The 23,745-nt window shown below is 29.7% G+C and carries 17 protein-coding genes; 10 read left to right on the top strand and 7 right to left on the bottom strand.

Features of this window, described 5'->3' with window-relative positions:
* Nucleotides 1-59: 59 nt before the first annotated feature.
* Complete coding sequence (locus tag ACYU7A_RS14005; protein ID WP_460577519.1) at nt 60-1,868, bottom strand: tetratricopeptide repeat protein; 1,809 nt, start codon at nt 1,866-1,868, stop codon at nt 60-62.
* Between the two features lie 52 nt (nt 1,869-1,920).
* On the bottom strand, nt 1,921-2,493 hold the full coding sequence (locus ACYU7A_RS14010; protein ID WP_460577521.1) for a non-canonical purine NTP diphosphatase: 573 nt from the start codon (nt 2,491-2,493) through the stop codon (nt 1,921-1,923).
* Nucleotides 2,494-2,900: 407 nt separating this feature from the next.
* On the opposite strand from ACYU7A_RS14010, the gene ACYU7A_RS14015 reads away from it, so the two are divergent.
* Nucleotides 2,901-4,160, top strand: a complete 1,260-nt coding sequence (locus ACYU7A_RS14015; RefSeq protein WP_344816146.1) for an aminotransferase class I/II-fold pyridoxal phosphate-dependent enzyme — start codon at nt 2,901-2,903, stop codon at nt 4,158-4,160.
* Nucleotides 4,161-4,213: 53 nt separating this feature from the next.
* Here the strand turns inward: ACYU7A_RS14015 and ACYU7A_RS14020 are convergent, their stop codons facing one another.
* Nucleotides 4,214-5,332 carry a GTP cyclohydrolase gene (locus ACYU7A_RS14020; protein WP_460577523.1) on the bottom strand — a complete coding sequence of 373 codons (1,119 nt, stop codon included), beginning with the start codon at nt 5,330-5,332 and terminating at the stop codon, nt 4,214-4,216.
* Between the two features lie 6 nt (nt 5,333-5,338).
* Nucleotides 5,339-6,310 carry a transporter gene (locus ACYU7A_RS14025; protein WP_460577525.1) on the bottom strand — a complete coding sequence of 324 codons (972 nt, stop codon included), beginning with the start codon at nt 6,308-6,310 and terminating at the stop codon, nt 5,339-5,341.
* 121 nt (nt 6,311-6,431) lie between these two features.
* Here ACYU7A_RS14025 and ACYU7A_RS14030 point away from each other — a divergent pair, with 121 nt between their 5' ends.
* From ACYU7A_RS14030 to ACYU7A_RS14055, 6 genes are all read left to right on the top strand, one after another.
* Nucleotides 6,432-6,692: a DUF4834 domain-containing protein gene (locus tag ACYU7A_RS14030; RefSeq protein WP_460577527.1), complete on the top strand. Its 261-nt coding sequence runs from the start codon at nt 6,432-6,434 to the stop codon at nt 6,690-6,692.
* 65 nt (nt 6,693-6,757) lie between these two features.
* On the top strand, nt 6,758-9,217 hold the full coding sequence (locus ACYU7A_RS14035; RefSeq protein ID WP_460577529.1) for a YfhO family protein: 2,460 nt from the start codon (nt 6,758-6,760) through the stop codon (nt 9,215-9,217).
* Between the two features lie 39 nt (nt 9,218-9,256).
* Nucleotides 9,257-9,415: a hypothetical protein gene (locus ACYU7A_RS14040; protein WP_460577531.1), complete on the top strand. Its 159-nt coding sequence runs from the start codon at nt 9,257-9,259 to the stop codon at nt 9,413-9,415.
* A 4-nt stretch (nt 9,416-9,419) separates the two neighbouring features.
* Complete coding sequence (locus tag ACYU7A_RS14045; protein WP_460577533.1) at nt 9,420-9,887, top strand: nucleotidyltransferase; 468 nt, start codon at nt 9,420-9,422, stop codon at nt 9,885-9,887.
* A gap of 2 nt (nt 9,888-9,889) precedes the next feature.
* The gene (locus ACYU7A_RS14050) at nt 9,890-11,188 is read left to right on the top strand and encodes a glycosyltransferase family 4 protein (RefSeq protein WP_460577535.1); all 1,299 of its coding nucleotides are present in this window, start codon (nt 9,890-9,892) and stop codon (nt 11,186-11,188) included.
* Nucleotides 11,189-11,195: 7 nt separating this feature from the next.
* The gene (locus tag ACYU7A_RS14055; protein ID WP_460577537.1) at nt 11,196-12,656 is read left to right on the top strand and encodes a lipopolysaccharide biosynthesis protein; all 1,461 of its coding nucleotides are present in this window, start codon (nt 11,196-11,198) and stop codon (nt 12,654-12,656) included.
* An 89-nt stretch (nt 12,657-12,745) separates the two neighbouring features.
* On the opposite strand, the gene ACYU7A_RS14060 is transcribed toward ACYU7A_RS14055, so the two are convergent.
* Nucleotides 12,746-13,366, bottom strand: coding sequence for a hypothetical protein (locus ACYU7A_RS14060; RefSeq protein WP_460577539.1), 621 nt, complete (start codon nt 13,364-13,366; stop codon nt 12,746-12,748).
* 255 nt (nt 13,367-13,621) lie between these two features.
* Here ACYU7A_RS14060 and ACYU7A_RS14065 point away from each other — a divergent pair, with 255 nt between their 5' ends.
* Nucleotides 13,622-14,818: a M28 family peptidase gene (locus ACYU7A_RS14065; protein WP_460577541.1), complete on the top strand. Its 1,197-nt coding sequence runs from the start codon at nt 13,622-13,624 to the stop codon at nt 14,816-14,818.
* A 56-nt stretch (nt 14,819-14,874) separates the two neighbouring features.
* Here the strand turns inward: ACYU7A_RS14065 and ACYU7A_RS14070 are convergent, their stop codons facing one another.
* Nucleotides 14,875-15,810 carry a T9SS type A sorting domain-containing protein gene (locus tag ACYU7A_RS14070; protein ID WP_460577543.1) on the bottom strand — a complete coding sequence of 312 codons (936 nt, stop codon included), beginning with the start codon at nt 15,808-15,810 and terminating at the stop codon, nt 14,875-14,877.
* Between the two features lie 20 nt (nt 15,811-15,830).
* Entirely contained in the window at nt 15,831-18,620 is a 2,790-nt protein-coding gene (uvrA, locus tag ACYU7A_RS14075; protein WP_460577545.1) for an excinuclease ABC subunit UvrA, read from the bottom strand.
* Nucleotides 18,621-19,031: 411 nt separating this feature from the next.
* Here uvrA and ACYU7A_RS14080 point away from each other — a divergent pair, with 411 nt between their 5' ends.
* Both ACYU7A_RS14080 and ACYU7A_RS14085 read left to right on the top strand, forming a co-directional pair.
* On the top strand, nt 19,032-20,780 hold the full coding sequence (locus tag ACYU7A_RS14080; RefSeq protein WP_460577547.1) for a T9SS type A sorting domain-containing protein: 1,749 nt from the start codon (nt 19,032-19,034) through the stop codon (nt 20,778-20,780).
* 91 nt (nt 20,781-20,871) lie between these two features.
* Nucleotides 20,872-23,682, top strand: coding sequence for a helix-turn-helix and ligand-binding sensor domain-containing protein (locus ACYU7A_RS14085; RefSeq protein WP_460577550.1), 2,811 nt, complete (start codon nt 20,872-20,874; stop codon nt 23,680-23,682).
* The last annotated feature ends 63 nt before the right edge of the window (nt 23,683-23,745 follow it).

The following is a 23,745-nucleotide window of genomic DNA, read 5'->3' on the forward strand; positions in this document are numbered from 1 at the left end:
GATTTAAAAATGATTTGGAATGCTAAGCAAGTTTTTGCGTGAAAAAAAATGTCTTTTTTTTAGTTATTACATTCAGACAAAACTTTTAATTTGGCTGGTATTGAACCCAAAGATTCTGCTCTTTTAAAGTTATAGCAAGCTTTTTCTTTATTGTTTATTAGCAAATAATTAATACCAAGTTGATAAAAGGCATTAGTATAATTTGCATCTTTTTGTACTGCGATTTCAAAATTTTCTATTGCTTTCAAATATTCCTTTTTCTCTGAGTAAATTATAGCTAAATTATGGTAAGGCATTGCATAGTTCTCATCTGCTTTAATTGCTTCCTTATTTGCGTTTATAGCCTCATCAAGTTTTAAAGTATAAGAGTAAGAAACTCCCATTGCAGTCCATGCTTCAACATTTTTTTTGTCATAAAAAACAGCTTTTTTATAATCAAGAATAGCTTCTTCATGTTTGTTCAATTCTCTTTTGATTTTTCCTCTATTGTAGTATAAAAACGAAGAATCAGGAACAATTTTCATCATTTCATTGTACTTTAAAATGACCAAATCAAGTTTGCCTACTTTGTATAGTTCACTCATTTCAAGATACAAATCTTCTATTTTGACATTTTTGGGGTTTAATGAATTTCGGCATTTTGTGTATAAAAAATTATGGGCCATACCAAATTCTTCGGATAACTTATTTTTAATGAGATAATATCCTTTTTTTACATTCTTGCAAGCTTCTTCGGTTTGGTTTAGATTATCTTCTTGAATACCTTTGTTGATGTAATGTTTATATTCTTTAGGTTCTAAAGCTATTAGTTTATTAAAGTCATCAATGGCACCATTAAAATCTCCTAATTTTGTTTTGCATCCAGCTCTATATTCTAAACTTGAGGTTGAGTTTGGATTTATTAGCAGTATTCTATTAAATACCTCAAGTGCTTTTGAAAATTGATTTTTTAAAAAATATACTTTTCCTAATTCATTATAAGTAAATTCTACATTAGGTCTAATACTTATAGCTTTTTCATAATCTAAAATTGATTTAGATTCTTCTCCAAAAGTATCATAAACATCTCCTCGCATGAGATAGGCTTCATAATAATTTTTGTCTAAAGAAATTGCTCTATTACAATTTTCGATAACATTTTCATATTTCTTTAAATCGTAATAACTACTGCTTCTTCCATAGTAATATTTTGCTGAATTTGGATTTATTTCAATGAGTTTAGTATAATCAGAAATAGCTCCTTTTTCATCATTCAAATCATCTTTTAATCGAGCTCTTTCTAATAAAATTTTTTCGTTTTTGCTGTCCAAAGAGACTCCGATGTTTAATTCATTTATTGCTGCGGCATAATCATTAATCAATGTATAGTAAACATAGGTTACAATACAAAATTCTGGATTTTTCGTAATTTCTTTTTTTAAATTTTCAATTGTTTTCGTGGCTTCATCTTGCTTTTTTAATAGAAGTAAAGCTCTTAATTTATTGATGTAAGCTTCATGATAATTTTTGTCAAGGTTGATAGCTTTGTCATAATTTACGATGGCTTCTGTGAATTTATTTTGAAATTTTAGAATTAAACCTTTGTTATTGTATGGTATTGAATTGTTCGAATCTAATTTTATAGCTAAATCAATATCAATCAACGCTTTTTCATATTCTTTTTGCTCAAAATAAGTATTGCTTCTATTTACATAAGCCGCACTAAAATTGGAATCAATTTGTAACGCTTTATTGAAGTTATTGATTGCTTCTTGATAATTTAAGTTACGATGTTCAACCAATCCTAAATTTACAAGTTCTTCTTTAGTTTGTTGGCTGTAAATATTGGCTGTTAATAGTAGTAGAAATAGAGTTATAGTTTTCTTCATTCTAAAAAAAAAATAGATTAAAAAGTTCAATGTAAATGTAATAGAAAAGAAACTATTGCGATAAAAATTCTATCAATTGTTTTACTGCAATTCCGCGGTGACTAATATTGGATTTTTCTTCGATAGAAAGTTCTGCAAAGGTCTTTGAGTAGTCGTTTGCCACAAAAATTGGATCGTAACCAAAACCATTGTCTCCAATTTTTTCATCAATGATTTTTCCGTTAATAATTCCTGTGAAAAGATGTTGTTTGCCTTTATAATTCAAACAAATAACGGTTTTGAAATTGGCTTTTCTGTTGGTTTTATCTTTAAGATTTGATAATAATTTATTCATATTATTATCGTCGTTTTTTGGTTCACCAGCATATCTAGCAGAAAATACTCCTGGTTCACCATTAAGTGCATCAACCTCCAAACCCGAATCGTCTGCAAAACAATCATATCCATATTTCTCTGTAACATAATTGGCTTTCAAAATCGCATTTCCTTCAATAGTGTCAGCAGTTTCTGGAATTTCTTCTGTGCAACCAATTTCATCAAGACTTAAAATTTGAATAGAATTTGGAACAAGAAGTTGGATTTCTTTAATTTTATTTTTGTTGTTGGAGGCAAAAACTAGTTTCATGTGTAAATGATTAAAATACAAATTTAGATTTCTTATTTGAAAAAACACGTAAAACTACGCTATTCTATTTCAAAAATGGAACTTAAATTTGTCCCAAGTAGTTAGGTTAATTTTTGTTATACAGAGGATTTTTAAAATTCTACAAGTTTTAGCAAAAAAAATAATAATTCCTTGATGCCACATTCTTCGTTTAGATTTTTTCTAAGGTATAAATTGATTTGGGGTCTTTTTTATTCACAAGGTATTAAAGGAGTTATTAGAATTAAATGTGAGAAAAAGCAGCTTTTTATAGCTGCTTTTTTGATTATTATGTAATTTTTAATGTCATTTAAAATTGATATAAATATTTCTAAACCAATAAAAAAATAATCACTACTTTTGCATCGTTTTTTAACAACTTATTTATCATGGTAAAAGATTTATTTGAAAGAATACAAAATAATAAAGGACCATTAGGAAAATGGGCTTCACAAGCAGAAGGATACTTTGTGTTTCCTAAACTAGAAGGAGAATTAGGTCCAAGAATGCAATTTCAAGGAAAAGATATTTTAAACTGGAGTTTGAATGACTATTTAGGTCTAGCTAATCATCCAGAAGTAAGAAAAGCAGATGCTGATGCAGCCATTCAATATGGTGCAGCTTACCCAATGGGAGCAAGGATGATGAGTGGACACACTAATGCTCACGAACAATTAGAGAATGAATTGGCGGCTTTTGTTATGAAAGAATCTGCTTATTTATTGAATTTTGGTTACCAAGGAATTATGTCATGTATTGATGCATTGGTTACTAAAAATGACGTTATTGTTTATGATGTTGATGCACATGCATGTATTATTGATGGTGTACGTTTACATATGGGAAAACGTTTTACTTACCGTCACAATGACATTGAAAGCATGGAGAAAAATCTTCAACGTGCTACAAAATTAGCTGAAGAAACTGGTGGTGGTATTTTATTTATCACTGAAGGAGTTTTCGGAATGCGAGGTCAACAAGGAAAGTTGAAAGAAATTGTAGAGATGAAAAAGAAATACAATTTCCGTTTATTAGTTGATGATGCTCATGGTTTTGGTACTTTAGGTAAAACTGGTGCTGGAGCAGGAGAAGAGCAAGGTTGTCAAGATGGAATTGATGTTTATTTTTCGACTTTTGCAAAATCAATGGCGAGTATTGGTGCTTTCTTAGCTGCTGATAAAGATATTATTGATTATTTAAAATATAATTTACGTTCACAAATGTTTGCTAAAGCATTGCCAATGATACAAACAGTTGGTGCTTTAAAACGTTTAGAATTGTTACGTAAATCATCAGAATTGAAAGATAAACTTTGGGAAAACGTAAATGCTTTACAAGGTGGATTAAAAGCCAAAGGATTTAATATTGGTGATACAAATACATGTGTAACTCCTGTTTACCTTGAAGGTTCAATTCCGGAAGCAATGATTATGGTAAATGACTTGAGAGAAAACTATGGTATCTTCTTATCAATTGTAGTTTATCCTGTAATTCCAAAAGGAATAATTTTACTTAGAATGATTCCTACAGCTTCTCACACTTTGGCTGATATTGATGAAACGTTAGCAGCATTTGAAGCTATTCGTGAGAAATTAGTAAACGGAACGTATGCTAAAATTGCAGAAGCAAGTGTTGAAAATGTAGAATAATTTTTTACAATATATTTCATAAAAAATCCATCAGCAATGATGGATTTTTTGTTTTATAAATCAATTTTATAAGTTCTACGTCTTCTGAAAATCACAGGATCAAAATGTTTCCATATTTGATGGATTGCTGTATTGTCTTCTAATTCAGGAGTTCTTATGCAGTTTTTAATTCCTTTTTCGGTAAATGTATTGTAACATTCATTAAAAATTATTGCAGTTACACCTTTGTTTTGATATTCTGGTAAAACTCCAATTAAGTAGAATAAAACGTCTTTACTTTCTCTTTTAGCTTTTAATAAATGATAAAATCCAAAAGGAAATAATTTACCATTTGCTTTTTTCAATGCTTCCGAAAAACTCGGCATTACAATACTAAAAGCTACCATTTTATCGTCTTTGTCTAAAACAAACTTGATGTACTCTGGATTAATAAAACTGATGTATTTCTTTTTAAAATACTCCTTTTGAACTTCTGTAATTGCTACAAATGAAGATAAACTTGCATACGATTCATTAAAAACATCAAACATCTCATCAACATAAGGCATGATGTCTTTTGTTTTAGTAAAATTAACTGGTTTAAGTTGATAGCGTTTCTTAATTAGCTCTTGAATTTTAAAGAAAAACTCTGGTTTTACATTTTCAAAAGGAAATTTATTTTCGAGATATTCTTTCTCTTTAACATATCCTAATTGTTCCAAATGCTCTTTATAATAAGGATAATTGTACCAAGTTATCATGGAACCCATTTCGTCAAAACCTTCGGTTAGAACGCCAACTTTATCCAAATTTGAAAATCCCATTGGACCTTCAACATATTCCAAATTGTTTTTTCTACCTAATTCATATACTTTTTCAAGTAATGCCTTTGTTACTTCAATATCATCAATAACATCCCACCAACCAAAACGAACTTTCTTTTTTTGTTGGTCGTTTACTTCATCCCAATTAATGATTGCTGCAATTCTTCCTACTATTTTATTGTCTTTGTAAGCCAAATAAAAATAAGCTTCGGCACTATGAAATGCTGGATTTTTAGTTTTATCAAATGTTTCTAAATCATCTTGTATTAATGGCGGAACCCAGTAAGGATGATTCTTGTATAATGAAAACGGAAACTTTACATAGTCTTTTAATAACGCCTTAGTATTGGCTTCAATTATTGTAATCATTTTTGATTATGGTTTTTCAACTTGAACTTCGTCTAGACGCTTTTTCTTTTTATCTTTTTCTTTATCTTTTTTACTCTTGTCTTTCTTTTTGTCACCTTTTGGAGCTCTAATCATAACGTCTTTGTAGTTAGTAGTAGAACGCCAAGAAAGTCCAAATCCAACAAATAAAAAATCAGGAGTTGTTTTGAAGTTTTTACTTACATAAGCATCAACTTGAAGGTTTTCATTTACTAAATAAGCTGCTCCAGTTGAGAAAAAGCCATCTGCATAATAATCTCCTTGAAGCCCTTTATTTTCAAGATAAGCTGACCATTTATCATTAAATCCTTTAGTCAATGTTGCAATATAACCAAGGGTTTGATTGTTAGTTCCAACTTTATCAATAAATACATTGGTAACAAAAACCCAAGCTCCAGGAAAAATTTGCTGAGTAATCAACATACCTTTCGGACTAATTCTACTAATCTCTTCACCACCAAATAAAAATGGATTGGAACTGAAATTCAAATTAGCACCTGCATAAACAGAAACGGCAGGAATCAATTGACGCCATTTAAACTTATGATTGGCTTTCCAACTGTATAAATTTACTTTCTCTTCATAATTTTTAAACGGATCATAAACCAAATATTTTAATCCAAGTGTTGACGATTTCAGTCCTTTTCTATTGTATTCTGTATAATCATCAGTGTATGTATCATTTTGATAATTCAATTCTAAAATTGTTTCCAATTGTTCTTTAAAAAAGCCATATCTTACATTAAAATCTCCACTGAATCCAGTAGCACTATAATCTAAAATACTATGCTTTTCATTAACATAACTCAAACCAGATTCAATTTGAATGACAGTTTTTCCAACAGCAAATGCCGACATAGACTCTCCAGGACGATTAGAATTTATAACATCTGTGTGTTGTGCATTAATTTTCGTAATCGTTGTAAGTACAATAAAAAGAGCAAAAAGATTTATTTTCATTTTATGTGAGTTTGCTATTTTGATTTAGAAATTCAAATGTACTATTAATTTATTATTTATTTAAGAGCTAATGCTAATTTTGAATGTGGGAATTTAGTATTTTTGACAAAATTTTTATTTTATGCAAGAAGCAGATTTTCGAGGTGTTGTAAAAATGTTATTTTATTTAATAGCTATTTATTACATTATTAAGTTTTTAGCACGTTTATTTTTACCAGTGATTGCTAAAAAAGTGGTTGAAAAAGCAACACAGCAATTTCAAGAACAAGCTCAACAACAAAGTCAACAATATCAAGATAATTATAATACATCAACTAAAAGCGATAAACCTCGTGAAACAAAAAAAGTTGGTGAATATATTGATTATGAAGAAGTTGATTAACTAAAATTGTTTAAAGTTAGAATGTTTAAAATCTAACATCTAATATCAAAAATCTAATATTTAAAATGAAGCAACTTCAAAAATTATATCCTCATATACTTGCCATTGGTGGTTTTATTCTAATTGCGTTAATTTATTTTTATCCTGTATTGCAAGGAAAAAAGATATCTCAATCAGATATTGTGCAATATACGGCTATGGCTAAAGAGCAAAATGACTTTAGAGCATCTGAAAACACTGAACCCTATTGGACCAATTCCGCTTTTGGAGGAATGCCAACATATCAGTTGGGAGCAAAATATCCAAATGATTTTATTGGTCATATAGATGATGCATTACGTTTTTTACCACGCCCAGCCGATTATTTGTTTCTATATTTCTTAGGATTTTATGGTTTAATGTTGGTCTTAAAAATCGATCCATTAAAAGCTTTTTTCGGAGCTTTGGCTTTCGGATTTTCTACTTATTTGATAATTATTCTTGGCGTTGGACATAATGCTAAAGCGCATGCAATAGCCTATATGCCATTGGTTGTTGCAGGTGTAATCATGGTTTTTCAGAAAAGATTTTTCTATGGAGGAATGCTGACCATGTTTGCTGTTGCCTTAGAAATCAATGCCAATCACTTTCAAATGACGTATTATTTGTTGATTGTTCTTATTGGTTTAGGAATTTACTACTCTTATAAGTTTATTAAAAATAAAGATTTTAAAGGTTTATTAAATGTTGCAGGAACTTTTGCAGTTGCTCTAATTTTTGCAATTGGTTCGAATGCAACAAGTTTATTGGCAACAAAAGAATATGCCGATTTTAGTACTAGAGGAAAAAGCGACTTAAAATTACAACCAGACGGAACTAAAAAAGTAAGTACTTCTACATTAGATAAGGAATACATAAATGAATACAGTTACGGAATTGCAGAAAGTTTTAATTTAATTGCACCAAGACTTTTTGGAGGAGGAAGTGCAGAAGAGCTTGATGAAAACTCCGCAGTATACGATTACATGTTAAAATATGGTGCTTCAGAAGGAGAAGCTAAACAGTTTACTTCCTATTATGCAAGAACTTATTGGGGTGAACAACCAAGTGTTGCAGCACCAGCCTACATTGGAGCTATAGTTTTCTTTTTGTTTGTTTTGGCAATGTTTCACGATAAGAGAAAACTTAAATATGTTTTTCTAGTAGGAGCAATCGTTTCATTGATGTTATCTTGGGGAAAAAACTTCTCAATTATTACCGATTTATTTATCGATTACATGCCGATGTATGATAAATTTAGAGCGGTTTCATCTATTCAAGTTATTTTGGAATTGTGTATTCCTATTTTGGCTGTTATGGGACTTCATTCGTTTTTTACAACAAATAAAGATAAGCAATGGAATAGTTTGTTGAAAGCTGCGGCAACTTCATTAGGTTTAATAATAGTTTTATTTGTATGTAAAGGAGCATTTGATTTTGTTGGAACTATGGATGGCGATTTACGACAAATGTTGAGTCAAAGTCAAGATAAATCGTTTGGAATTGGTTTTATAGATGCTGTAAGAGCCGATAGAAGAACGATGTATTCTGCTGATTTGCTTCGTTCAGGATTCTTTATTGTTTTGGCTGCTTTAGTACTTTGGATGTATACTAAAAATAAAATGGCTCAATCTACAGCAATTATTCTTGTTGGAATTCTTATGGTTTCCGATTTGTTTTTTGTGGATAAAAAATACGTTAGTAGTAGAGATTTTGTAAGTGCAAGAGAAGTGGATGTTCCATTTGAAGCAACAACTTCAGATATGCAAATTCTTCAAGATACAACACATTATAGAGTTTTAGAAGTTGAAGGAAATTTATCAAGTGCTCGTGCGTCTTATTTTCACAAATCAATTGGTGGCTATAGTGCTGTAAAACCAAGAGCAATGCAAGAATTATTTGACTATCAAATTGCCAAAAACAACAAAGAGGTAATTGATATGTTGAATGTAAAATACATCATCCAAACCAACGAAAAAGGAGAAGAATTCCCAACATTAAATCCAGATGCTAATGGAAACGCTTGGTTTGTATCTGAAATAAAAATGGTAAAAGATGCAGATGCTGAAATGAAAGCTTTAGATAAACTGGATACTAAAAATATAGCCCTAATAGATTTATTCAATGAAGGGACAAAAATTAAAGGCAGTAATTTCGTTAAGTCCTTTTCTGTTGATTCTTTAGCACAAATTAAACTAACATCATACAAACCAAATCATCTGAAATACGTTTCAAATAATAAAAACAATGGTTTTGCTGTGTTTTCTGAAATGTATTATAAGAATGGTTGGATTGCAACTATTGACGGAAAAGAATCACCGATTTTAAAAGTAAATTACGCTTTAAGAGGATTAAATATTCCGGCTGGAAATCATAAAATTGAATTCAAGTTTGAGCCTCAAGTTGTAAAAACTGGAAGTACAATAGCCTTGGTTAGTTTTATTGGAATGATGTTGCTTTTGGTTGGTGGAATATATTTAGATACAAAGAAGAAAAAACAATTGTAAGTCTAAATTTTTGTAAATTTGATTATTAGTTTCAATAAAATGGAAGCAAAAAAATTAAATCATGCTCATCCTTCTAAAATGGAAGAACGTTATCTAGATGAGATTAGAAAAATGACGCCTCAACAACGTTTTGAAAAATTGATGGCTATTATTGAGCTATCTTATCTTTTAAAAACAGCCAAAAAAATATCAAAGTAAATAAATGAATAGTCAAATAATTGAAATTTGGAAGTATTTTTCTTTGAACAAAGTCAAATATTTGACCATTGGTGGTTTTGCCGTAAATATTTATGGTTACGGAAGAAATACAGGTGATATTGATATCTTTATTGAAGATTCAATTGAAAATCGTGAGAATTTGCGAGAAGCTTTAAAACAATCAGGAATTGGAGATTTTGAAAATATAAAGACTATGCAATTTATTCCAGGTTGGACCGATATATCCTTAAATTTTAATCTGCGATTAGATATCATGACTTCTGTTAAAGGTTTAGAGAATCACGATTTTCAAGAATTACTTGATAAAGCTTATGTTACTGAAATTAGTGGAATTCCTGTCTACTTTTTAGATTACGAAAACCTTATTAAAGCCAAAAAAGCTACCAATCGTCCAAAAGATATTGTAGATATTGAAGAGTTAGAAAAAATTAATAAAAATTCTAATTTATAATTTTGGAAGCGGAACAAAAAAAACTTTTAATCATAACTTACTATTGGCCTCCAGCAGGTGGACCAGGCGTACAACGTTGGTTAAAATTTGTAAAATATTTGCCCGATTTTAATGTTCAACCTATAGTTTATATTCCTGAAAATCCAACATATCCTATTGTTGATGAAGGTTTGATGAGTGAAGTTTCTGAAAAAGCAATTATTCTTAAAAATAAAATATTTGAACCTTATCAATTAGCCGGATTTTTATCTAAAAAGGAAACTAAAAAGATAAGTTCAGGGATTATTCCTGCAGCTAAAAAGCAAAGTTTTGTTGAAAAAATGATGCTTTGGATTCGAGGCAATTTATTTATTCCTGATGCACGTAAATTTTGGGTAAATCCTTCAGTACAATATCTAATAAAATACATTCAAGAAAATAATATTGATACTATTGTAACTTCTGGACCACCACATTCATTACATTTAATTGGTTTGAAATTAAAACAAGAACTAGGAGTGAAGTGGTTTGCTGATTTTCGTGATCCTTGGACAACCATTGGTTATCATAAAGCATTAAAATTATCATCTTATTCAGATAAAAAGCATAAAGCATTAGAACATCAAGTTTTAAACACTGCTGACACTATTATTGTTACAAGTAAAACGACAAAAACAGAATTTCAAGCTATTACTAATAAACCAATTGAAGTTATTACAAATGGTTATGATGTTGAAAACGTTCCAAAACAAACTTTAGATGAAAAGTTTACGTTGGCACACATTGGTTCGTTTTTATCGGACAGAAATCCGAAGATTTTGTGGGAATCTTTACAAGAATTAATTTCAGAAAATGAATTGTTTAAAACTCATTTTCAATTGAAACTTATTGGTAAAGTAAGTCAAGAAATTTTAGATTCAATTTCAGAATTTAAATTAGATTCTTATCTCAATAATTTAGGATATGTTTCTCATTCAGAAGCGATAAAACATCAGAAAGCTTCACAAGTTTTGTTATTAATCGAAATTGATTCTGAAGAAACCAAAAGTATTATTCCTGGAAAATTATTTGAATACATGGTTTCTGAACGACCAATAATCGCCATCGGACCAAAAGATTCTGATTTTGCAGAAATCATTACGTCAACTAATACTGGTGTTTTCTTTACTTACAATGAAAAAGAGCGTTTGAAAAAGACTATTTTTTCTAATTTTGAGTTGTATTTAGATAATAAATTACAAGTTTACCCAGTTGGTTTACAACAATATTCTCGAAAGAGTTTGACCGAAAAACTCGCAAAACTCATAACTTATAACTCATAACTCCTCCATGGGAATAGTAATCAACCAATCCATAAAAAATACTATCATTACTTATATTGGTTTTGGTATTGGTGCAGCTAATGCCTTGTTCATGTATCCCATTTTTCTTGGAGAAACTTATTATGGTTTAACAGGTTATTTATTGTCTTCAGCTAATGTTATTTTTCCTCTTTTGGCGTTTGGTGTACACAATACTTTGATTAAGTTTTTCTCTCATTACAAAACTGATGACGAAAAAAGTTCCTTTCTAACATTTGTTTTGGTATTGCCACTTTTGTTAATAATTCCTGTTCTATTAATTGGATTTTTTGAATACGATTGGATAGCGACATCATTATCAAAAATGAACCCAATTGTCTATGATTATGTATGGCAAATTCCAATAATTGGACTTTGTATGGGTTATTTTGAAATCTTTTATGCATGGGTAAAAGTGCACATGCAGTCTGTTTTTGGTAGTTTTATAAAGGAAATACTATTACGTGTTTTTATTTCTTTTTTTCTATTTGCCGTTTATTTTAAATGGATTTCACCTCTTGAATTTATTAATTCTTTAATGGGAATATATTTGATAACTACTTTGGTAATGCTTTTTTATGCAATGAAAGTAAGGCCAATTACATACAATTTCAAAATACCTCACAATAGTAGAGAAGTTTTTATTTATTCCTTGTTTATAATTTTGTCGGGAAGTATTGCAAACATGCTTTTGGATATTGATAAAACGATGATAAATCAATATATTAAAATTGAGAATATAGCTTATTATTCTGTAGCAATTTTTATCGCAACTGTAATTGCAGTTCCAAGTAGAGCAATGCATCAAATTACCTATCCAATTACAGCAAAGTTGATGGCAGAAGATAAGCATGATGAGTTAAATGAACTTTACAAAAAGACTTCTATAACGTTACAAATAATAGGAGGATTGGTTTTAGTTGGTATTTTAGTCAATATCAATCAAATGTATTTGCTATTGCCTAAAAATTATAGTACAGGAATTTTTGTTGTTTTTACCATTGGAATATCAAAATATTTCGATTTGATATTAGGTAATAATAATGCTATCATTTTTAATTCTAAATATTATAAAGCAGTTCTTTTTTTGGGATTATTACTAGCTTTTTTAGCGATTTCACTAAACATGATTTTTATTCCAATTTACGGAATTAATGGAGCTGCAATAGCAACTTTAATTTCGATCACACTATATAGTATTGCAAAACTACTTTTTGTGGTTTTGAAGATGAAATTATATCCATTTTCCAATCAAACTTTATATTGTTTAGGGGTTTTGATAGCAACATTCTTTCTCTTTTACTTTTGGGATTTTTCTTTTAATCCTATTGTAAATATTGTTTTGAAATCTATTATAGTTTCGGTTTTTTATATTTTTATGAATTACAAATTGAAGCTATCTTCAGATTTTAATAATGTTATGAATTCAATTTTGAAGAAAGTAAGATAGATTCTGAATCAAGTTCAGAATAAAAAAATCCTGCTTCATCTTCCCAGAATCCACAGGATTTAAACAAACCTAACCAACCAATCAATCTTTTATTCTTTATCTTCTTTAGCAGCATCATCTTCTACTAAAGCTTTTGTTCCGTCTGTTCTGTAATAGTAGTAACCGTTTCCGCTTCCGTTATTACCGTTTCCATAAGTTGTTGCAGTAGCGTTATTGTTGTAAATAAAGCCACTATTTCTTTTCACTTGACCAATCATGTCGATTACTTCTCCACGACGGTTGTAAACAATTCTCATTCCACCAACTTGTGTAAGAGCAAATCTGTTGTATCTCATATATACTGAACCAATTCTACTAACTCTATCTCGGCTATCGTAGTTGATGAAAGTATTTCCAACTCTACGAACTCTACCAAAACTATCATGTTCAATTAAGACACCAAAGTTCACTGGATTGGTTCTATTTACTTCAGAAGTTCTCTTTCCTGCTAATCTATAGTGATGGTCTCCTTGAGAGTCATCTGGACGTGTATTAAAATCAAAGTCTCCATTGGTAAAAACGAAAAACTCAATGCCTCGTTCTGTAAATGAAATTGGTTCATCAAAATTACAACTTGCAGTTGCGTTGTGATTGAAACTTCTTGTTTCTTGTGCAATTGTTACACTTGTTGTTAACAAAATGCTTGCTACTAATAAAGTAATTGTTCTCATAATAAATCGTTTTAAAGCTTTTGCTTACTCGTTCGATTTTCAGCTTCTTCGATCAGATAATCTTTCTGATGTTTAGTACATTCCAAGATGTGTGCCAAAGCCATTATAATGATTTGTCAACGATTTGTTAATGATTTTTAAGCTATTGAAAAACAATTTGTTATTTAATGATAATTGCCTAAAAAATTAATTTAGGAAGTATATAAAATTTTATTACTTTTGATGCCATTATCCAAATAACTATCATTTTTTGTTATGAATTTCACAAAAAGAAACCTACTATTATTCGTTTTTGCATTAGTATTTACTACCAATTTGTTTGGTCAAACGTTTGAGCAAGCTTATGCTAATGTTGTAAATCAATGTTCTCAAAGTAACATTACTAACAATTTAACCCAATATGAAGCTTTAGGCGTTAAGAGAAGAGGAACCCCAGCTTTACAAAATACTTTAGATTGGTTGAAAAATAAATATTTAAGCTATGGCTACACTGCTAGTCAACTTCAAGAGTATTCCTATACTTATGCTGGTTCTACTGCTGTTTGTAAAAATTTAGTGGTTACCAAAATTGGTACAGTTTATCCAAATACATTTCTAATAGTTTGCGGACATTATGATTCAATTGTAGGAACAGGAACCAATGATAATGGAAGTGGAGTAGTTTCAATTCTTGAAACAGCACGATTGTTGCAAAATGTACCAACAGAATATTCTATAAAATTCATCAATTTCAGCGGTGAAGAAGACGGATTGAAAGGAAGCCAGAATTATGTTTCTGCAGTGGTAAACTCTACTACACCAAAAATGGATATTCGTTTGGTTTTTAATCTAGACGAAGTTGGAGGAGTAGCCGGAATGGTAAACAATACTATCACTTGTGAACGTGATACTTCATCACCAACAGTAAATAATGCAGCATCAAATACTTTTACTAATCAACTAATAACTTGTGTTGGATTATATTCACCATTAAATACCTTTTTAGCATCGGCTTACGCTTCAGATTACATGTCGTTTCAAAGTAATAGCGATATTATAACTGGTTTTTTTGAGAAAAACGAGACTACACACAAGCATACAGCAACCGATTTATTAGTAAATATGGATCCTGTTTACAATTATAATGTTGCAAAAGCTACAATTGGAGCAACAATGCATTTTGCCAAAGCAAGTACAACAGTTTTATCATTGGATGCTAATAGTTCTGATTTTAATGTAAGTTTCTTTCCAAATCCAACAAAGGATACTTTAAACATCAATTTAGGGTCGATTACAGAGACTAATTATACTTTTTCTTTAATAGATATCAACGGAAAAGAAATTTTAAATATTCCTGTTCAAAATGCAAAATTGATTGAATCTATTCCAGTTTCCAATTTGTCTAAAGGAATTTATTTAGGTGTTTTGAATGTAGGTGATAAGAGAATTACTAAAAAAGTAGTTATAGATTAAAAAAAAGGCTTCTAAATTTAGAAGCCTTTTTTTTATAATTTATAAAAATTATCAAATTACATTTTGATTATTTTCTTTACTATAGATTCGTTTTCAGAAACAATTTTCAGAATATAAATTCCTGATTCAAATGATTTTGTGTCAATTACAGTTCCAGAAGTAGCATCTTGATTACTTTGTATTAATTTTCCGCTAACATTATAAATATCATAGCTAAAATTTGATTTCAAACCTTCTATTACAACATAACCATTAAAAGGATTTGGATACAAAGTCACCAATGATGAATTGATTTCAGAATTATTTAAAGAAGTTGGTGTAAAACGATAAATTGTATTTGGTGCTGGTGTTCCAGTAACATTAACAAATGTATTACTAGTTGAAAGAGTAGGATTAGAAGCAAGACCAGTTAAAAGATGAGTGTTAGATAAGTTATCATCAATATCTGAACCTGCAAATCCAATTATTGCACCAGTATCTGTGCCGTAAAAAATAAAATCGTCGGTTACAGAACTAGGACCATAACGTAATTCAATAATATTTGAACCTTCATAAAGCCAAATTTGAAAATTCACAAACATAGTGAGAGTATCGTCGTCAAAAGAACCACAATTTTGAAATTCTATTTTTGCAATTCTACTACCAACGGCACCATCAATTTTATAACTTATTGGTGATAATGAAGTTGTTCCACCATCGCCACGATCAATTAAATCATTTCCTAGTGGCGCAATCACTTGATAAATTGGTCCACCAGTTTGTAAAACTATAGTACTATCATAAACTTTGAAGTTTGAGTTAGAAACACCATTTATTATAAATTGAAAAGGTAATACTAAATCATATTCTGGATCATCCCAAATTTCACCATTACTTATAGAGGTTGTTCCTGTTAAGTTGGAGTAAGTCCCTGTAAGATTACTAAAAGTGTAATTTTGAGCTTGAATTGATAAACTCAAAAGTAATAATAGAATAAGTGTAGTTTTTTTCATGTTTTATTTTTTTTGCAATATTATAACTTCTCTTTCAGATATTTCCCAGTAATTGATGCTTTATTTTTAACTACATCTTCAGGAGTTCCAACTGCCAGTAGCAAACCTCCATTTTCGCCACCTTCTGGACCTAAATCAATTATCCAATCGGCACATTTTATTAAATCTAAGTTATGTTCAACAACAATAATAGAATGTCCTTTATCAATTAAAGCTTCAAACGATGTCAATAATTTCTGAATATCATGAAAATGCAATCCAGTTGTAGGCTCATCAAAAACAAATAAAGCTTTGTCTTTAGTGTTTCCTTTTACAAGAAATGAAGCTAATTTAATACGCTGTGCTTCACCACCAGAAAGAGTAGAAGAAGATTGTCCTAATTGAACATAACCTAATCCAACGTCTTGCAAAGGTTGTAATTTTTGCATAATCTTAGCCTGTTTGTGCTCACTAAAGAAGGAAATAGCATCATCAATAGTCATGGTAAGAATATCATCAATGTTTTTTCCTTCAAATGTTACTTCTAGAATTTCTTTTTTAAATCGTTTTCCGTTACAAGTTTCACATGGTAATTCTACATCGGCCATAAAAACCATTTCTACATTAATCGAACCATCACCTTTACAAGTTTCACATCTACCACCATCAACATTAAACGAAAAATGTTTAGGTTGATAGCCACGAATTTTAGATAATTTAGTTTTAGAAAACAAATCGCGAATATCGTCGTAAGCTTTGATATATGTCACAGGATTAGAACGCGAACTTCTTCCAATTGGATTTTGATCTACATATTCTATATGATGAATTCTGTGATAATGTCCTTGCATATCTGAAAATTGACCAGCTTTTTCACCTAAGCCTTCCAATCTTTTTTGAATCGCAGGAAATAATATTTTTTTAACCAAAGTACTTTTTCCGCTTCCAGAAACTCCAGTTACAACAGTCAAACATTCTAATGGAAAACGAACATCAAGATTCTGTAAATTGTTTTCTCTTGCTCCAAGAATATCTATATAAGTGTTCCATTTTCTTCGTGTTCTTGGAACTTTTATTTCTAATTCTCCATTAAGATATTTTGCCGTTAAGGAATCTGATTTTAAAATTTCATCAAATGTTCCTTGTGCTACTAAATTTCCACCATGAGTTCCAGCTTCTGGACCAATATCAATAATCATATCGGCTTGTTTCATGATATCTTCATCGTGTTCAACAACGATTACAGTATTTCCTAAGTCACGAAGATTTTTTAAAACGCCTATCAACAATTCAGTGTCTTTTGGATGCAATCCAATGCTTGGTTCGTCCAAAATATACATCGAACCTACCAAACTGCTTCCTAACGAAGTGGCTAGGTTAATTCGCTGTGATTCTCCTCCAGAAAGCGTTGCTGAATTTCTATTTAAAGTCAAATATTCTAATCCAACGTTACTCAAGAAAGCCAATCGGCTATTGATTTCTATCAAAAGTCGTTTGGCAACCGTTTTATCATAATCCGACAATTGCAAATCAGCAAAAAATGGAATTAATCTCTTGATTGATAAATCTACTAAATCTGAAATGGTTTTTCCACCAACTTGAATATAATTGGCTTCAATTCGTAAACGTTTTCCTTTGCAAACATTACATTTGGTTTTCCCACGATAACGAGAAAGCATCACACGATTCTGAATTTTATAATTTTTTTCCTCTAATTCCTTAAAGAAATCGTTTAATCCTTGAAAATATTGATTTCCTTTCCAAACCAAGTCTTTTTGTTGTTCAGAAAGCTCAAAATAAGGTTTATGAATAGGAAAATCAAACTTGTAAGCTTTGTTTACCAATTCATCTCGATACCAACCCATACTTTCGCCACGCCAAGGATAAATAGCGTTTTCAAAAACTGAAAGTGCTGTATTTGGAATTACTAAATCTTCATCAATTCCAATTATATTTCCATAACCTTCACAAGTTGGGCAAGCACCATAAGGATTATTAAAACTGAATAAATGAACGTTGGGTTCTAAAAAAGTCATGCCATCCAATTCAAAATTAGAACTGAATTCTAAACGATTATTATTTGATAAATCTTGCAGATAGAATTCTCCTTTTCCTTCAAAAAAAGCTGTTTGAATAGCATCAGAAAGACGATTAAAGAACTCTTCTTCCTCTTTAACAATGATTCTATCAATAATTAATAAAACGTCTTTATTATCTAGTGAATGTTGATCAATTTCATCTAAACGAACCATTTCGTTATTAACCAAAATCCTCGCAAATCCTTGTTGAAGAAGTACTTTAAGTTTGTCTTCTAGTTTTCTTCCTTGTTCTAAATGTATAGGAGCAAGAAGTAGCCATCGACTTTCTAATTCAAATGTTTTCACTTTATTGATTACATCAGAAACAGTATCTTTTCTAACTTCGTTTCCAGAAACAGGAGAAATTGTTTTACCAATTCTAGCGAAAAGCAATTTTAAATAATCATAAATTTCTGTAGAAGTTCCAACTGTTGAACGAGCATTTGTAGTATTTACTTTTTGTTCAATAGCAATTGCAGGTGCGATTCCTTTTATATATTCAACTTTAGGTTTGTCTAAACGTCCTAAAAATTGCCTTGCATAGGAAGATAAACTTTCTACATATCTACGTTGACCTTCTGCATACAAAGTATCAAATGCTAAAGAAGATTTTCCCGAGCCTGAAAGTCCTGTAATTACAACCAATTTATTTCTTGGAATTGCAACATCAAGAGACTTTAAGTTGTGAATTTCAGCACCTTTTATTAAGATGTTCTTTTTAGGTTCAAGTTTAGAAAAATCTTTTGTAATCATAGCAAGATTATGAATTTTTGCAAAGATAATGATTTATGAAATGAGATATAGTATTATGCGGTCAGTAATAATGATGAAATGTTAATTTGAGAATAATGTATATGTTATTATTTTATGAATGATTTTATGATATTGACAAAATTGTGTATAAAATTTAATGTATCATTAATTCTTTAAATCATAATTTTATGCTTGTATGTTAAAATTACCTATACATTAACTCAACATTGTTATTATTTTTTAAATTTTGATTATGATTGTTAAATACTACAAAATCAAGGATGTGCTGTTAATTTCAAACGATTTAGTGTTTTTTTATTTTGTATAGTTTTTATATAGTTAAACAAAAAATGTTCGTTTATAATTAATGGTATATTTGAAATATTAAAAAAATCAATTAAAATTCATATTATGAAAAAAATTACTTTACTTATTGCATTAGTAACATGCGCATTTGGTTTTTCACAAAATTTAATTACTAATGGTAATTTTGAAAGTGGAACTACTGGATGGTCTGGTAACCAAGCAACAGCTCCAAACATTGTTACTGTTTCTGGTAACAGTTATTTTTCACACAACGTAGTAGCTGCTGGAAATCCATGGGATGCTAACTTAAGTTATGTATTAAACATTCCAACTGCGGGTGTAAATTACAAGCTTACTTTCACTGCTTGGTCAACTGCTAATCGAGTTTTAACAGCAGGTATTGGTTTAAACCAAGATCCATGGACGAACGTTAATCAGAATGTAAATTTAACTTCTACTCAACAAACGTTCATTTTAAATTTTACTTCTAATTTTGCAAGTCCAACAAGTAGAATCATTTTTGATATGGGACAAGCTACTGGCTTTGTTAATATCGATAATGTTATTTTAGAGATTGTTGCTACACCGCCACCAACATTACCATTAATTCAAAATTTTGAAGCTCCAATTAGTTATGTTGATGTTGTTGGATTTGAAGGTGCTTCTGCTGCAATTACTACAGATCCTGCACCTGGTGCAGCAAACGGAAATGTTTTACAAGGTACTCAAGTAGTTGGAGGAAATCCATGGCAAGGTGTTGAATTTAAACAAACTCTGAAAAAAGCAAAACTTACAACAAATAAAACGATGCAAGTTGATGTTTATGCTTCACAAGCTTTTAATATGCTAGCTAAAGTTGAAGTTGGCGCTCCAGCATCAGCTACTTCTCAAGCATACACAACGCCAGGACAATGGCAAACTTTAACTTTTAACTTTGCTGTTCCAATGGACAATACAGGTGCTGCAAATGGAGAATATGAAAAAATTATCTTTTTTGGTAACTGGAATGCTACAAATACAGGATTTATTACTCCACCTACAAACTTAGTATTTTATGTAGACAATATAAGAGCTGAAGAAGCTGCAATAACTCCACCTCCAGCGGATCCAACAGTAGCTGCACCAACTCCTCCATTTAGAGCACCTGCAGATGTTATTTCTTTGTTTAGTGAAGCTTATTCTAATATTGCAATTACAGAATGGTCAACTTCTTGGGATGATTCAAATGTTGCAGACCTTTCTATTGCAGGAAATGCTACTAAAAAAATCACTTTTGGAAACTTTTTAGGAGTGCAATTAGCTGCATATCAAAATGCAACTGATTTTACTCATTTCCATATGGATTATTATATCAATCCTGGAACAGATTTAATTGGAAAAGTAATCAACCCAAAATTGTCAAATCATGCTGCTCAAGCTGGTGAGACTTCAGCATTGTTATTAACTCATCTTCCTACAACTACTGGTTCTTGGGTTTCTATAGATGTACCTTTAACAGCTTTTGGTGGAGATCAAACTAGAGGTTCTATTTATCAATTTTTAATTACATCTAATCTTGGTATTCTTTATGTTGACAACATTTACCTTCATAAAAATACGGTTTTATCTAATGCAAATTTTGAAGTATCTACTTCTAAAATGTATCCAAATCCTACAAAAGATTCATTTACTATTGAAGCAAAAGGAATTATACAAAACGTAGCTGTTTTTAATATGTTAGGTCAAGAAGTGTTATCTATTAATCCAAATGATTTATCAGCAACTATCGATTTATCAGGTTTCCAAAATTCTATTTACTTGGTAAAAACAAATATTGATGGAAATGTAACTACTTCTAAAATAATTAAAGAATAAGTTTTATAATTAGTCAGTTTTAAAGCACGTCTATTGGCGTGCTTTTTTTATAAAAAAATTTATATATTTAACAACATATAATTTTTATCTAATGAATTTGAGAAATAGTTTTTTTATTTATACATTGTTTTTAAGTTTCTTCTGTTTTTCACAGGAGTTACCACCAATAATTAAATATAATTCTTCATTGTATAACGCAGGAAATCAAAATTGGATGATTTCTCAAGACAGTAAACACTTTGTTTATTTTGCAAATAATGAAGGTTTACTTGAGTTTAATGGCTCAACTTGGAGTTTGTATAAATCACCAAACGAAACAATTATTCGTTCTGTAAAAGTTATCGGAAACAGAATATATACTGGTTGCTATATGGAATTTGGTTTTTGGACTAGAAAAAATAACGGTCATTTAAATTATACTTCATTAAGTAATAAAATTAAATCAAAAGTTCTTGACGATGAGCAATTCTGGAATATAATTAGCTACGATCAATGGGTTGTTTTTCAATCATTAAACAGGATTTATATTTATGATACAAAAGCAAATACTTTTAAAATAGTAATGCCCAAAAATGGGGTTTTAAAATCATTCAAAACCTCAAATTCAATTTATTATCAAACCACAGATTATTCTTTATTTGAAATTGAGAATGGAAGTAGTAAGTTGATTTCGAATAATTCAGTTTTAAAAGGAAATAAAATTGTTAATATTTTTTCTATAGATGAAGGACTTCTAATTCATACTCAATTTAATGGTTTTTATAAGTTAATTAATGGAAATTTATTAAAATTTAATGCCGAGGCAGATTCAGAAATTGCTGCAAGTAGTATCTACAGTAGTCAAATTCTTTCAGATGGAAGTTTTGCAGTGGGTACCATATCAAATGGTGTTTTTATTGTAACTAAAGATGGAAAAGTAAAATACCATATTACTCAAAGTAAAGGTTTGTGTAACAACACGGTTTTGTCTTTAATGGAAGATGCAGAAAAAAATCTTTGGATTGGCTTAGATAACGGAATCAATTGTATCAATCTGCAGTCACCAATAAAGAGTTTTACAGATGAAACTGGAATTTTAGGAACAGTTTATACTTCTATAGTACACAATCAAAAGTTATATATCGGAACCAATCAAGGTCTTTTTTGTAAAGATTATTTAAATGAGGAACAATTCAGATTTATTAAAGGTACTAAAGGTCAAGTATGGTCTCTTTTTGTTCATGACAACACTCTTTTTTGTGGTCATGATTCTGGAACTTTTGTGATTGAAAATGAAAATTCAAAATCAATTTTTGCTCAATCCGGTACATGGAAATTTGAGAGTGTACCAAGTAATAAAAATAGGATAATCCAAGGAAATTATTATGGACTCTCGGTTTTAGAGAAAGTAAACAATCAATGGGTTTTTAAGAATAAGATAGAAGGTTTCAATTATTCATCTAAATATTTTGAAATTACTAATCATAACGAAGTTTATGTTAGTCATGAATATAAGGGAGTTTTTCGTTTTCAAGTTGATAATAGCTTCAAGAAATGTTTTAAATTATTTACTTACACCAATCCTCCAAAAGGAAAAAATGCAGGATTAGCCAAATTTAATAATTCAATATACTATGCTTATAAAGATGGAATTTATAAACTAAATGAAAAGACTAAATTATTTGCAAAAGATAATTCTTTAAGTAGTGTTTTTGATAATGATGAATATAATTCAGGGAAATTAATTTTAGATAATTCTAATAAATTATGGCTTTTTTCTAAAAATTACATCAATTATTTTACATTAAATAAGTTAAACACTAGCTTAAAAAAGAATGTCATTTCAATTCCTTCTACACTAACAAATTCAATGTTAGGCTATGAAAATATTTCGCAATTATCAAATTATCAATATCTAATAGGTACTACAGATGGTTATTATGTAATCAATATTAATGATTTAAGTACTAAAAGTCATAATGTATCAATTACTGATTTAAGTATCAATAAGTTAAATGATAAACAAACAAGTTTTGCTTTGTCTGAAGAAGGAATCTTCGATTATGACGAAAATAATGTAACTTTTAGTTATACAGTGCCAGAATATAATAAATACATTTATGCAGAATACCAATATCTTTTAGAAGGTTTTCAAGAAGAATGGAGTGAATGGAGTGCCAAACCAATGGTAAATTTTAAAAATCTTCCACCTGGTGATTATGTTTTTAAAGTTAGATCCAGGGTTTCAAATGCTGCTAATGATAATTTGGCAACTTACTCATTTACTATAAAAAAGCCATGGTACGCTACTAATTTTGCTATTCTAATTTATGGCTTATTAATAATTTCATCATTAATTTACGTTAATAAGCTTTACAAAAATTATTATAATACGCAACGTGAAAAACTAATTGAAGAAAATAATTTATTGTTAGAAATAAAAGAACTCGAAAACGAACAGCAATTAATGAAAATTAAAAACGAGCAGTTAGCACAAGAGTATGATGCCAAAAACAAAGAATTAGCTGTTTCTACAATGAGTTTAATTAAAAAAGACGAATTATTATCATTAATTAAAGAAGATTTGAAGAAATCTTCAGAAGAAAGTAATAATAGAAGTATCAAATCTGTAATTTCAACCATTACTAAAAATATTTCTCAAGAGGATACTTGGAATGTGTTTAAAGAAGCTTTTGATACCGCCGATAAAGACTTTTTAAAGAAGATTAAGCAAGCGCATCCTTCACTTACTCCAAACGATTTACGTCTTTGTGCTTACTTAAGGTTAAACCTTTCATCCAAAGAAATTGCTCCATTACTCAACATTTCTGTGCGAAGTATTGAGATAAAGCGATATCGTTTGCGTAAAAAAATGGATTTGCCTCATGAAAAAGGACTTGTTGAATACATTTTATCAATTTAAACAATAAAATTTCCGTCAAAATACCTATACATTTCCTCAACAATAATGTTTGATATAGATTTT

Source organism: Flavobacterium koreense (assembly GCF_054776075.1).

Excerpts from the sequence above, each read along its gene's own strand:
- uvrA (WP_460577545.1), bottom strand. The coding sequence starts at position 18,620 with ATGATTACAAAAGATTTTTCTAAACTTGAACCTAAAAAGAACATCTTA.
- ACYU7A_RS14015 (WP_344816146.1), top strand. The coding sequence starts at position 2,901 with ATGGTAAAAGATTTATTTGAAAGAATACAAAATAATAAAGGACCATTA.
- ACYU7A_RS14040 (WP_460577531.1), top strand. The coding sequence starts at position 9,257 with ATGGAAGCAAAAAAATTAAATCATGCTCATCCTTCTAAAATGGAAGAA.
- ACYU7A_RS14030 (WP_460577527.1), top strand. The coding sequence starts at position 6,432 with ATGCAAGAAGCAGATTTTCGAGGTGTTGTAAAAATGTTATTTTATTTA.
- ACYU7A_RS14060 (WP_460577539.1), bottom strand. The coding sequence starts at position 13,366 with ATGAGAACAATTACTTTATTAGTAGCAAGCATTTTGTTAACAACAAGT.
- ACYU7A_RS14080 (WP_460577547.1), top strand. The coding sequence starts at position 19,032 with ATGAAAAAAATTACTTTACTTATTGCATTAGTAACATGCGCATTTGGT.
- ACYU7A_RS14010 (WP_460577521.1), bottom strand. The coding sequence starts at position 2,493 with ATGAAACTAGTTTTTGCCTCCAACAACAAAAATAAAATTAAAGAAATC.
- ACYU7A_RS14035 (WP_460577529.1), top strand. The coding sequence starts at position 6,758 with ATGAAGCAACTTCAAAAATTATATCCTCATATACTTGCCATTGGTGGT.
- ACYU7A_RS14025 (WP_460577525.1), bottom strand. The coding sequence starts at position 6,310 with ATGAAAATAAATCTTTTTGCTCTTTTTATTGTACTTACAACGATTACG.
- ACYU7A_RS14085 (WP_460577550.1), top strand. The coding sequence starts at position 20,872 with ATGAATTTGAGAAATAGTTTTTTTATTTATACATTGTTTTTAAGTTTC.
- ACYU7A_RS14045 (WP_460577533.1), top strand. The coding sequence starts at position 9,420 with ATGAATAGTCAAATAATTGAAATTTGGAAGTATTTTTCTTTGAACAAA.
- ACYU7A_RS14055 (WP_460577537.1), top strand. The coding sequence starts at position 11,196 with ATGGGAATAGTAATCAACCAATCCATAAAAAATACTATCATTACTTAT.
- ACYU7A_RS14065 (WP_460577541.1), top strand. The coding sequence starts at position 13,622 with ATGAATTTCACAAAAAGAAACCTACTATTATTCGTTTTTGCATTAGTA.
- ACYU7A_RS14070 (WP_460577543.1), bottom strand. The coding sequence starts at position 15,810 with ATGAAAAAAACTACACTTATTCTATTATTACTTTTGAGTTTATCAATT.
- ACYU7A_RS14020 (WP_460577523.1), bottom strand. The coding sequence starts at position 5,332 with ATGATTACAATAATTGAAGCCAATACTAAGGCGTTATTAAAAGACTAT.
- ACYU7A_RS14005 (WP_460577519.1), bottom strand. The coding sequence starts at position 1,868 with ATGAAGAAAACTATAACTCTATTTCTACTACTATTAACAGCCAATATT.